This is a genomic window from Myxococcus vastator (genome assembly GCF_010894475.1).
Classification (GTDB): domain Bacteria; phylum Myxococcota; class Myxococcia; order Myxococcales; family Myxococcaceae; genus Myxococcus; species Myxococcus vastator.
Genome location: NZ_JAAIYB010000269.1, coordinates 1 through 11,437 on the forward strand (window position 1 = coordinate 1; position 11,437 = coordinate 11,437).

Annotated in this window: 10 protein-coding genes; 9 read left to right on the forward strand and 1 reads right to left on the reverse strand. The window is 72.2% G+C overall.

What is annotated here, in order from left to right; translation table 11 throughout:
• The 9 genes from G4D87_RS39000 to G4D87_RS23975 all read left to right on the forward strand — a co-directional run.
• On the forward strand, window positions 1–210 hold a 210-nt coding region (locus tag G4D87_RS39000; protein ID WP_205507705.1), incomplete at its 5' end, for a hypothetical protein.
• Window positions 170–631 carry a hypothetical protein gene (locus tag G4D87_RS23940; protein ID WP_240358540.1) on the forward strand — a complete coding sequence of 154 codons (462 nt, stop codon included), beginning with the start codon at window positions 170–172 and terminating at the stop codon, window positions 629–631. The genes G4D87_RS39000 and G4D87_RS23940, both read left to right, overlap by 41 nt.
• Window positions 632–683: 52 nt before the next feature.
• Window positions 684–3,011 (forward strand): lantibiotic dehydratase, encoded by a 2,328-nt coding sequence (locus G4D87_RS23945; RefSeq protein ID WP_163784528.1) that lies wholly within the window; start codon window positions 684–686, stop codon window positions 3,009–3,011.
• Window positions 3,008–4,564, forward strand: coding sequence for a hypothetical protein (locus G4D87_RS23950; RefSeq protein WP_163784529.1), 1,557 nt, complete (start codon window positions 3,008–3,010; stop codon window positions 4,562–4,564). Before G4D87_RS23945 ends, G4D87_RS23950 begins: the two co-directional genes overlap by 4 nt.
• Window positions 4,561–6,858, forward strand: a complete 2,298-nt coding sequence (locus G4D87_RS23955) for a lantibiotic dehydratase (RefSeq protein ID WP_163784530.1) — start codon at window positions 4,561–4,563, stop codon at window positions 6,856–6,858. The genes G4D87_RS23950 and G4D87_RS23955 overlap by 4 nt, the downstream gene beginning before the upstream one ends.
• Window positions 6,859–6,964: 106 nt before the next feature.
• Window positions 6,965–7,426: a hypothetical protein gene (locus G4D87_RS23960; RefSeq protein ID WP_176409866.1), complete on the forward strand. Its 462-nt coding sequence runs from the start codon at window positions 6,965–6,967 to the stop codon at window positions 7,424–7,426.
• A 204-nt stretch (window positions 7,427–7,630) separates the two neighbouring features.
• Complete coding sequence (locus tag G4D87_RS23965; RefSeq protein ID WP_163784532.1) at window positions 7,631–8,032, forward strand: hypothetical protein; 402 nt, start codon at window positions 7,631–7,633, stop codon at window positions 8,030–8,032.
• A 12-nt stretch (window positions 8,033–8,044) separates the two neighbouring features.
• Window positions 8,045–8,425, forward strand: coding sequence for a hypothetical protein (locus G4D87_RS23970; protein ID WP_163784533.1), 381 nt, complete (start codon window positions 8,045–8,047; stop codon window positions 8,423–8,425).
• Between the two features lies 1 nt (window position 8,426).
• Window positions 8,427–9,536, forward strand: coding sequence for an NAD(P)/FAD-dependent oxidoreductase (locus tag G4D87_RS23975; RefSeq protein ID WP_163784534.1), 1,110 nt, complete (start codon window positions 8,427–8,429; stop codon window positions 9,534–9,536).
• A 94-nt stretch (window positions 9,537–9,630) separates the two neighbouring features.
• On the opposite strand, the gene G4D87_RS23980 is transcribed toward G4D87_RS23975, so the two are convergent.
• Window positions 9,631–11,437: tetratricopeptide repeat protein (locus tag G4D87_RS23980; RefSeq protein ID WP_163784535.1), on the reverse strand; the 1,807-nt coding region annotated here is incomplete at its 5' end.

The window sequence follows — 11,437 nt, forward strand, 5'->3', positions numbered from 1 at the left end:
CTGCCGTGCTCCGCGGCTCGGCGGCACGTGGAGGGCTTGAGCGCGCTGCTGGCGCTGATGGCCGGGTACGGCGCCGCGGATGCCGCGGGGAAGATGGCGCTCCAGGCGGCCTTCGCGAAGCGAGCGGTTCCCCTGGAAGTGGCTGGGCATCGCCGGTGGCGGCGCCCTGGTGCTGGCCGTGGTGGCGGTGGTGATGACGCGCGAGGGTGACTCGAACTTCGTCAACGTGGGGCCTGGGGAGCACGTCTACGTCGGCGGCCTGCGCCACGAGCCGGGGACGGAGGTGCATGACCCGTCGGGTGGCCCGCTGCTCATCTCCACGGCGGTGGAGGGGAAGCTGCGGCGGTTCGGCACCACGCAGCAGCGCGAGGGCATCGACGTGCGCACGCTGGCGGACGCCTTGCCGGAGCCGGGCACGACGGGCCTGCTGAGCGTGACGGGCGCGGCCCCTGGCTGTGAGGTCCACGTCGGTGGCGCGATGCTGCCGGGTGGAACGCCCCTGTTGAAGGCGCGCATCGAAGCGGGCCGGGAGCTGGAGGTCCTGGTGCGCTGCCCCAGCGGCGTCAGCAAGCTGTGGGTGATGGCCGTGCCCGGACAGCAAATCGAAGTGAAGTCGCAACCGCGAAACTGAGCGGCGCGCTGCAGGGCGCCGCGCCGCGTCCCGGACGAAGGGTGCGAAACGCATGAAGGGCTGGACCCTCTTCCCTCACCTCGTGGTTCGCACCACGGGCTTCCCCTTCGATTGGCTGGAGCGGCTGGGGTGTCCGGAGGCTGCCCGGGCCGCGCGCCAGCTGACCTCGGCGCGGCAGGCGCTGGAGGCGCTGAAGGCCCAGGGCCCCCGGGTGAAGCGGCCCCCGCGCACGGTGCTGTCGGCCCTGAAGGCCGGGCGCCCGGTGGACACCGAGGGAATGGCGTCACCCGAGCTGTTCGCTGAGTGGAACGAGCGTGCCCGGGCCGCGCAGGACGCGGAGGCCGCCTTCCATGCGGCGATGAAGCAGGAGTCCCTGGCGGTGGAGGACGCGCTGCGGACCCTGCGGCAGGCGCCGCGCTTCCTGGAGGCGGTGGCCAGCTCCAGCCCGCCCGTGGCGAGAGACTTGCTGGACGGGCGGGACGGCGCGCGGTTGCGGCGACAGGTGGCCAGCTACCTGCAGCGCATGTGCGCGAAGAACGAGACGATGGGCTTCTTCGGCCCCATCAACTACGGACACGCGGACGCGGCCGCGCCGACGGGCGTGACGCTGCGCTGGTCCGGGCCGGAGGTGCTGACGGGGCGGAACACGTTCGCGGCGTCGTGGCTGGTGCAGGGGCTGGTTCGCGCCATCGCCTTCGACCCCGAGGTCGCCGCGTGGCTGGTGCCGCGCCGCAAGGCCTTCGCGGAGGTGCCTTCGCGCAAGACGCTGCCCGCGCCGGAGAGCGCGGAGGCGTTGCTGCCTCGGCTGGTGGAGGCGGTGGATGGAACGCGCACGCTCGCGGGGCTCGCCTCGTCGCTGGGCGTGGCCCCGGGCCTGGCGCGCGAGGCGGCGCGGCTGGGCTGCGAGAAGGGCCTGCTGACGCATCAGCTCGAGGTGCCCGCGGCCACGCATCACCCGGTGGATGACCTGGCCGAGCGCGTGGCGGGCCTGCCGTGCTCCGCGGCTCGGCGGCACGTGGAGGGCTTGAGCGCGCTGCTGGCGCTGATGGCCGGGTACGGCGCCGCGGATGCCGCGGGGAAGATGGCGCTCCAGGCGGCCTTCGCGAAGCGCGCCCATGAGCAGTGGGGCGTGGCGCCGCCGTCCGAGCGAGGCCCCGCGTCCGAGTCGCACAACTTCTACCAGGACCGGCTGGCGCTCCGGGAGGAGTGCGGCGGTGATTTGCGGCTGGAGGCCGGAGGGGAGCGGGCGCGTGAGCTGGTGACGCGCCTGGAGCCCGCGCTGGCGTGGATGGGCGCGGCGGCGCGGCGGACCCGGGAGGCCGCTCGCGCCACCGTGGCGGGGCTGGTGGGCGCGCGCACGGTGCCGTTCTGGAAGGTGGCCGCCGCGTACTCGGACCGGCCGGTGCCGTTGGATGGCTCGGTGGCGGAGCTGCTGGCTGGCGCGGTGGGAGACGCATCCGCGCGCCGCGCGGACCTGGGCTCGGTGACGCCGCCGCCGCTGGACGGCGACGCGAAGGCGCTGCCGCTCGTCACGTCCGTGGACCTGCTCGTGGGGGCCCGGGACGTGGAGGCCTGGAGCCGAGGCGAGTACGAGCTGGTGATGGGCGACGTGCACGACACGGCGCTGGTGTGGGGCTGGGCGCTCCAGTTCCACGAGGCGCGCGGCCGGGTGGAGAGCGCCATGGTGCGGGCGCTCGGGGCCTTGAGCCGGCCGGTGCCCCTGGTGACGGTGCTGGCGTCGCGGCGCACGGGCCTGCTGCCGTCGGAGTTCCCGGGGCCCGTGGTGGAGCTGGGCGGCGTCAGCGCCCGGGCCTCCGCGTGGCGCCTGCCGCTGGATGACCTGTTCGTGGAGAGTGATGGCGCGCGGGCGCGGCTGGTGTCGAAGCGGCTGGGCTCCGAGGTGTGTCTCTACAACGGCGAGCTGGACAGCCTGGTGCACACCGCCTTCAGCCTGCCGCGCATCCGTCCGCTCCGCGTATCGCTGGGCGAGCACACGCCCCGGCTGACCCTGGGCGGCGTGGTGGTGCAGCGCGAGCAGTGGCGGCTGTCTCAGGCGGAGCGGGAGGCGCTGCTCGCGGGCCGCGATGACTCGGCGAAGCTGCGCGCGGCGGTGCGCGTGTGGAGCGAGCGCGGGATGCCGGACTGCGTCTTCGCGAAGTTCAAGGACGAGCGAAAGCCGGTGCTGGTGGACGTGCGCAGCCCGCCGCTGCTGCGCGTCTTCCTCAACCTGCTGGAGCAGAAGGAGGAGGTCATCCTGTCGGAGATGCTGCCTTCGCCGGACCAGCTCTGGCTGCGGAGCCCCGCGGGCGGGCGCCACACCGTGGAGCTGCGTTGCACACTGATGTGGGGCGCACAGTCCGCTGCCGGAGCGCGGGAATGAAGCTGCTCGTCCTGCCACCCCACCGCGACGTGACGCTCGTACCGGAGGCGCCGGAGGGGTGGCGGTGCGTCGACGTGGCGCGCGAGTTCTGCCGGCGCGTCTTCGCCCGCGACGCGTTGGAGGCCGCCGTCACCGCCCGCGAGCGCCCCCCCGCTACCGCGCAGACGATGCGAGAGCTGCTGCTGTTGCGCGCCGCCCAGTCGCTGCATGCACGGGAGGACGCCAGCGTGAGCACCCGCCTGCGTGCGCTGGGAGCGGTGCTCTCCGCCATTTCGGGGCCGCCCGACGGGGTGCACCTCCGGCTGGACGATGTGGAGCTGGCGGGCGGCACCACCGAGCGGAGCGCGGACGTGTTGCGCTCCCTGGACCAACCCGCGTCCTACCTGGATGACCTGGCCCGCGCCGCCGCGCGCTTCGCCGGCGCAGCGCGGGTGCGGCTCTGGCTCGAACGCGACCTGCAACTGCCTGCCGCGGCCTGGCTGGCGCGCGCCTGTCCGGAGCACGTGCCGCTCGAAGTCGCGGGGCCGTTCGCCTGGGCGCACCGGGCCGTCCTGGCTCGACTGTCCGTGTTCCAGCGCGCCACCTTCGTGGAGGCGGCCCCCCTGCGCTGGCGCGTGTCGCCCGAGCTGGACGAGACGGCCCCCACGTCCCTCGTCTGGCTGTCCGAGGCGCTGGAGGTGCGGGCCAGCACGCTGGACACGGTGCGCGCCCTCACGGGAGGCGCGGTGGGGTGGGCGGGGCATGTGTCGCTCGATTCGCTCCTTCATCCGGACGTGCTGGTGGAGAGCGGCTGCAAGGTGGCCGTCGTGGGGTTCTGCGCCGCGGACGCCGGCGCCTGGGTCGACCCGTTGGGGGCTCGCGTCTCCCGAGCGGCGCTGGCGCAGGGGACTCGCCGGCTTCGGGACGCGGGGGTTCACCTCGTGGCGGAGTGGTGGGTCGGCGCGCCCGGTGTCGGCGAAGCGGACCTCGACGCGACGCTCGCCGTGCTGGACGCGGAGCCAGTGTTCGACAAGCTCGCGGGAGTGCGTCCCTTCCACTGGCCTCGGACGCCGCCCGGGAGTGGCCGCGCGCTGCTGTGGCCGGACGTGAGCGTCGGCGCGCCACCCGATGACCGGGACCTCGCGAGGAGCCGGCCCTTCGAGCACGCCCGTTCCATCCCCGGTGCCCGCGTTCCGCAGGTGCTTGCTGAACTCGCGACGCGGCTGCTCGCGCGAGGCCCGCTGAGCCCGGGCCGGGTCGCCGCCGCGTGTCTTCCCGAGCTGTCCCGGCCCCGTGCAACGGACGCGAGCGCGGCGGCCATTCGACTCGACGCGGACTGTGCGTGGGTGCAGCTCCCGGCGGGCCTGGATGGTGCGCCGAAGCCGTCGTGGTTCGCGGCGAACCTCCGCACGGGCTCGGTGCTCGCGATGGACGCGCGGCTGGCGCCGAAGCTCGCCGGGCTCGTCCAGCCCATGGAAGTGGCCCGCGTGCTGGGGGCCGTTCCCCAGGCGCAGCGGGAGAAGCTGGTGGACACACTGGTGGCCAGGTCGGTGCTGACGAGGGTGAACGGATGAGCGAGCCCTGGACGTTGGGCGAGGTATTCGTACTGCGGCACGCGGGCTTTCCCTTCGACTGGCTGGAGTCGCTGGGGATGCCTCAGGCGGTGCTGGACGACGTCGCCCGGTTGCTCGAGGCCGAGGATGCGCTCGTGGACGCCGTGCGCGCGGAGAAGGGCGCGTCCGGCGCGCAGGCTCTCATTGATGCGCTGGCCCAGGGCCGTGAGCTCCGAGTCGACGCACGGCTGGGCCCGCCGTGTCAGGACGCATGGGCTCGCTACCAGGCGCTTCGCGAGTCCGTCCAGGCGCTCTATGCGGCGGAACGCAAGACGCTGCGACGGCAACTGCGAGCGCGAGCGGCGGACCCCGCCATCCAGGAGGCCGTGTTCCTCTCCAGCCCGGCGATGTTCGACAACGTCTGGGTGCGCTACCTGCGCGGCGGGGAGCGGCCGGACACGTCCGATGCGCGCCGCGTGGAGCGGCAGGTCTACACGTACCTCCAGCGCTTCTGCGCGAAGAACGAGACGACCAGCTTCTTCGGCCCCATCTCCTACGGCGAGCGCACCGACGATGACGGCTACGACGTGCGCACGGTGCCCAGCGGAAACACGCGCCGCCGCACGTTCTTCTCCTTCTGGGCGGTGACGGAGCTGGCGCGCGCGGTGGGGCGGGAGCGCACGCTGCGCCCGCACCTGCCGCTGCGCCTCAATCCGCTCTTCACGGTGACCCCGGGCCGAGCCCTCTGCGAGCCGCTGAAGCTGGACGTCACCGTGTCACCCGAGGCGGAGCGCCTGCTGTCGGTGCTGCGCGAGCACCCCACACCCGCGCAGGCGGCCGCGGTGCTCGGCCTCCCGGTGGTGGACGTCGAGCGCCAGGCGCTGCCCCTGGTGAAGACCGCGTTGCTGCTCTGGGGCCTGCCGTTCCGGCCGAACGACTTCGGCACCTTCGAGAGCGTGCGGGACGCGGTCACGGCGCTCCCCGACCTGGAGGCACGCACCCGCTGGTTGACGCGGTTGGAGTCACTGGCGCGGCTCAAGGCGGACTTCGAAGCCGGGGACCTGACTCAGCGGCGCGAGCTGCTGCCGCGCCTGGAGGCCACCTTCACGGAGGTCACGGGCAAGCCCGCGCGCCGAGGTGACGGACAGGTGTATGCGGACCGCCTCATCCTCTACGAGGAAGCGAGCTCGCCGTTCCGGCTGCGCTTCGGTGCGCGCTTCACCGCGGAGCTGGAGGCCGCGCTGACGGGCGCGCTGGAGCTGTCAGCCGCCTATGGCGAGACGGTGCAGCAGGGCTTCCGGGCGCAGGTCCGCGACGCGCTGGGCCCCGACGCGGGCCCCATGGACCTGCTGGACTACGCCGTGCGCTTGCGTCCCGACGGCGTGACGGGCAGCCGCTTCTCGCCCGTGCCGCCGGTGATGCTGGAGCCGGAGGACGGCCGCGCGCGCGCGCTGCCCGTGGACTTCCTGGGCACGTCCACGCCGGGTGGGCGCTACGCCTTGCCGGACGTGTGCCTCGCCGCGAAGCCGGACGGAAGCGGCTTCGAGGTGATGCTGGCGCGTGTCCACCACCACCTGCTGCTGTGGAGCTGGCTGAGCGCGTTCCAACCCGAGCGGGAGCGCTACGCCTCGGTGGCCTCGCGTTGGCTGGAGCAGGACGCCGCGGCGCGGGGGCTCGTGGGGCTGGCCATCCGCAGGCGCAACAAGGGCTTCTACGTCTATCCGGGGCGGCGGTTGGTGTACTCGGTGTCGGACGTGCTGGACGTGGACGAAGGCGCCCTGACGCCGGGGGACGTGAAGGTCCTTCCGACGCCGGACGGCCCGGTGCTGGTGGACGGGAGGGGGGAGCGGCTGAGCTTGTACCTGCCGCTCGATGACTTCTCTTCCTATCCGCCGTTCGCGGCGCTGGCGCATCCCCAGGTGCTGCACGCGCCGCTGCGGACGCAGGGCAGTCACCTGCCGCGGCTCAGCGTGGGCGGAGCGGTGTACCAACGCGAGCGCTGGAACCTGACGGCGGAGCGGCTGGGGAAGCCCACGGGCTTCGAGCTCTTCCTCGCCGTGCAGCGGGAGCGGCGCGCGGGTGGGTGGCCTCGCTTCGTGTTCATGCGCAGCTCGAAGGAGCGCAAGCCGTACCTCATCGACACCGCGAGCCCCTTCGCCATGGACCTGCTGTCACACCTGGCCCGGGACGCGGAGCGCCTGTCCGTGGAGGAGATGTACCCGGCGCCGGAGCAGCTCTGGCTGCGGGACGCGCGGGGCCGCTACACCTGCGAGCTGCGGATGCAGTTCACCCGCTGGAGCGAAGGTCCGGCCTGACGCCCTTTGACATCCGGGGCGCATCGGCTACCAGAATGGTCCCTTCCCCGGCCTGGCGGTGCTTCCCGCCTTGCCAGGATTTCGGGTCCTTTTGAGGAGACAGTCAATGTCCGGTGAAAACGTCGTCGCTCCCCCCGTCAAGAAGCTGAAGCGGCCGGTGGAGGAGGTTCGCGCGGAGCTGCTGGCCGACGCGGACGTGAAGGAGCAGGCCCGTCTGCTCAAGCTCCCCGTGGAGGAGTACGTCGAGAAAATCATCGACTATGCCCTCAACCCGGAGAAGCCGCCCCAGCTCCAGATCGTCCCCGACGAGGAGCTGAAGGCCAAGGACCCCAACGTGCCCACCATCGAGGAGCTTCAGGGGCACCTGCAGGCCATCGTCGACGGCCGCGTCGTCATCAGCCGGGCGCATCAGCGGGACGGCTTCAGCGACCAGGACGCGGACGCTCGCTACAAGACGGCGCTCGCGTCTGACGCGGCGCAGCAGGGCGCCCCCGAAAGCCGCAAGGGGACGTCCGCCAGCGAGCTGAATGCCACGGACGCCAAGAAGCCTGGCACCGACAAGAATTGATCGGCGGAGGAACCGGCCCGGGGATCATTTCCCAGAATCCCCGGCGCCTTGCCCCTGCGCCAAGTCCTTGAATTCAAAGGGGCTTCGAAAGGGCGTCCGGTTTTTTCGGGTAACTGGGAAACAAACACGCCCATCCCCCGACAATTTTTACATCGGACGCACTTGATGGCTGCACCGCAGCCATCCTTTCAAAGGGGAATTACCATGGGTGGCCTCAAGAAGATCGTTAGCAAGGTGCTGGACGTCGTCAAGCCGTTCGTGTCCGCGGTCAACCCGCTGCTGGGCGCGGCGATGGGTTTCGCCAGCGGCCTGATGCAGGGCAAGAACCCGCTGCAGGCGCTCATGGGCGCGGCGACGGACCTGATTCCGGGTGGCGGCGCCTTGAAGAACACGGTGGGCAAGTTCGCCAGCCAGTTCCTGATGGACGGCACGGGCGGCAACAGCCTGCTGAGCGGCGCGCTCAACCTGGCCACCGGCAAGAGCAAGGTCACCGACGTGCTGGGCGACCTGATGAAGAACACGGCGAAGACGGGCCTGAGCCAGCTGGGCATGAACAACGCGGCCGAGCTGTCCGCGCAGCGCATGTCGCAGTTCCTGGTTTCGTAATATCGTCGCCGGATGACGCCCATCCCCTACGTTCCAGAGCTGCACTTCGCTCAACTGCAGGAGTGGCTGCGGTTCTGGAACGATGCCGTCACGCCAGAGACGCTACCGCAGACGGGCTTCATCATTCCTGGCAAGGCGGCGGGGTTCCTCTACCGGACCGACAGCTCGCTGGCCATGATTGAGACCCTGGTGGCCGCACCGGGGTTGTCCAAGGAAGAGCGGAGCGCGGCCGTCGACCTCGTGGTGGCTGCCATCTGTGAGGAGTCCACGAGGCTCGGGTTCCAATTGCTGGTGGGCTACACCCAATTGGACGCCGTGGTGAAGCGCGCCGAGCGGCACGGCTTCATCTACGTGGAAGGTGGCTTTCACGTCATCGCCAAGCGGCTCAGGTGAGATGAAGCCTGGCGCCGACATCTTGATTCTCGGAGCCGGTGTCGTGGGCCTTTCGGCCGCGCGCCGGCTCTCTGCTTTGGGCGCGAGCGTCACGGTGCTGGACGCCGTGGACCCAGGGGGCCGGGGCTCGCGCGCCGCCGCCGGAGTCGCCATCCCGTCCGTGCGGCTGTTCGACGACCCGGTGATGCTGGCGTTCGCCCGGGCGGGCCGCGGCACGCTGGCGGAGGACCTGGCCTCGCTCCCGGGAGGCGACCAGCTCCGCCGAGGCAACGGCATCCTCCGCGTCGTCGGGGACGCGAAGGCGCGCGATGCGCTGGCGGCGAAGGCGGTGGCGGACGCGGAGGGGCTGGGCACCTGGCGGGACGCCGCGAGCCTGGTGTCGCTGGAGCCCGCGCTGGAAGGCACGCCGCTCTTCGGCGCCTTCGAGACGGACCAGGGCCACCTCGTGGACACGGATGGCTACGTCGACGCGCTCCTGAAGGCCGCGGCCCACGTGGGCGTGCGGCTGCGGCTGGGCGTGGCCGCGCGCGCCGTCTCCGAATCCGCCACGGGGGTCGAGGTCCAGACGGAAGCGGAGACGCTCCGGGCGGACCGGCTGCTCGTGTGCGCGGGGCCCTGGTCGGCGGGCGTGGCGGGGTTGCCCTCGTTGCCGCTGAAGCCCTTGCGCGGGCAGATGCTGGTGGTGCACCAGCCGGGCTTGCACCTGACGCGCGTCGTCTCCGGGCCCTCGTACCTGGCGCCGTGGCGCTCGGGTGAAATCGTCGTGGGCGCGACGGAGGAGGACGCGGGCTTCGTGGAGCAGGTGACGCCCGCGGGCCTGCTGCACCTCAGTGCCACCGTCGCGAAGCTGGCGCCGCGGCTGCGTGACGCCCGGTTCGTCCGCGCATGGGCGGGGCTGCGGGCCGCGACGCCCGATGGAAGGCCCTACATCGGCTCGTACCCGGGCACGCAGCGCACGTTCATCGCCACGGGGCTGGGGGGGCAGGGCATCCTGACGGGGGCGTATACCGGTGCCTTGCTCGCGGAGCTCGTGGCGCGGGGGCACCGCGCGGAGGCCGAGCCCTTCGCTCCGATGCGTCACCTGGGCGGCGTGGCGACGGAAGGACGCTGAGGCAGGCTCGGCCCGTCGCCCGTCGCGGCGGGGGCTGACGCAAGGCGCGGCGCTGGAGGCTTCGTCGCCCGGCGCGCCGCGTCTGGGCGGAACGTCAGTACAGGTTCACCGGGTCGAACGGGCGGTTGAGCTTCGTCCGGGCGCGAGGCAGCACCTCATGCACCGCCTTCGCCTCACCCCGCGCGAGCGCGGCCTTCAGCGCCTCTGTCTGCTTCGGCCACGTCGTGCTCGCCTCGGCGCACCGCACCGCCTCCGGCCAGTCCGTGTGTCCAGCCGCCACGGCCTGTCCGGCCAGGCTCTCCGCCGTCTTCAGCGGGTCTCCAATGGCGCGAGCGTGCTCCTCCGCGCGGGTGAACCAGTCCACGGCGACCGCCGGCTGCTGCTCGTCCAGGAAGAGGCGTCCCAGCTCCGCGGCAATCACCTGCCGGTGGAACGAGTCGCCCAGCGCATCGGCGTTGGCGAACGCCTCGGTGAAGTGGGCCACCGCCGCGTCACGCTCGCCAGCGGCCAGCTCCAGCCCCGCCAACCGGTAGCGGTGGTGCTTGGCGAAGTTCACACCCCAGCTCTCGCTGATTTTCTCGAACCGGCGCCACGTGGAGATGGCGTCGCCGTACTGGCGCGCCGTCTCCTGCAGATAGCTGGCGTTGGAGATGAGGTTGATTTTCAGGTGGGTGGCGCTGGCGTCGTGCAGGTCCCCCACGCAGCGCATGGCCTGCTTCTCCTCCACCAGCGCCTTGTCCAGCTTGCGCTCCTGGAACCACGTCAGCGCGCAGACATTGCGCAGCCAGCCCTCCTGGAGCGCGCGGTCCGGCGCCGTGCTGCGCTCCAGCGCGGCCAGTCCCGCGGCCACCTCCGTCCGCGCGTTGGGAAGCGCTCCGAAGCGCTTCGTCAGGGTGAGCGCGCGGAACATGTGCAGCCGCGCCACCAGCTCAGGAGGAATCCGGCATTCCAGCCCCCGGGCGAACGCCTCCATCGCCGCGTCGTGCGCGCCGGTATAGACGTGGACCACGCCCATGCTGCGAGCGAACAGGGCCTTGAGCTCGTCGACGTCACCCAGGCTGGCGCGCTCAATCTCGATGGCGGGCGTGGCGAAGCCCGTGTCCAGCGTCTCCCAGGCCTGAGCCACGCGAGCCGCCAACGCCGCGTCCGCGTTCGCCGCCAGCACCGCCAGCCCCTGCTCGGCGGCCAGCATGGCGCCTTCGTAGTTGGTGGTGAAGAAGCAGCTCCGGATGGCGAGGATGGCGGCGGCCACCCGTGTCTCGGGCGCCTGGGCCGCGTCCACGGCGACCTGGAGATAACGGCCCTCCAGGTCCACCGGCGCCTCCAGCGCGCGCGACGACACCGGACCGGGCGTCGGTACGCGAGGCGCGCGCATCCGGTCGCACAGCGCATCCAGGTAGGCCTGCCGCCGGGCCTCGAAGGACTCCGCGCCATGGGGCCGGCGCACGTTCCACCCGGTGAACAACAGGGTGCCCTCCAGCCCTTCCAGCCGGCTCCACTCGGCGGCCCGCATCACCGCGCGCAGGCTGACCAGGTCGCACTCCCCCGCGCCATGGAGCACCAGGGGCCGGCCGCTGACGCGCAGCGTCTCCATGATGGCCTTCGCGGCCACGTTGAGGACCCAGAACATCTGCTCCGACTCGCGGTGGAGGCGGCGCTCGGAGGGCGTCAGCGCCAGGTCTCCGAGGTCCGGCACGCCGTCGATGGCGCCGGGAAACAGCCGGTTCCATTCGGAGGGATGGGCGTGGGACAGGGCGTGGACGACCTGGGGCGCGGTGGCTTCACACGCGCGAAGGACCTTCCTCAGCCCACCGAACGCGACAGGCAGGGCCACCCCCACGTCGACTTCGATGGCGTGCGACGGCAGCGCGGCGCGCAGCGACGTCTCCACGGTGACAGCC

Coding starts and splice junctions, on each gene's coding strand:
- G4D87_RS23955 (WP_163784530.1), top strand. CDS start 4,561: ATGAGCGAGCCCTGGACGTTGGGCGAGGTATTCGTACTGCGGCACGCG.
- G4D87_RS23945 (WP_163784528.1), top strand. CDS start 684: ATGAAGGGCTGGACCCTCTTCCCTCACCTCGTGGTTCGCACCACGGGC.
- G4D87_RS23970 (WP_163784533.1), top strand. CDS start 8,045: ATGACGCCCATCCCCTACGTTCCAGAGCTGCACTTCGCTCAACTGCAG.
- G4D87_RS23950 (WP_163784529.1), top strand. CDS start 3,008: ATGAAGCTGCTCGTCCTGCCACCCCACCGCGACGTGACGCTCGTACCG.
- G4D87_RS23975 (WP_163784534.1), top strand. CDS start 8,427: ATGAAGCCTGGCGCCGACATCTTGATTCTCGGAGCCGGTGTCGTGGGC.
- G4D87_RS23960 (WP_176409866.1), top strand. CDS start 6,965: ATGTCCGGTGAAAACGTCGTCGCTCCCCCCGTCAAGAAGCTGAAGCGG.
- G4D87_RS23965 (WP_163784532.1), top strand. CDS start 7,631: ATGGGTGGCCTCAAGAAGATCGTTAGCAAGGTGCTGGACGTCGTCAAG.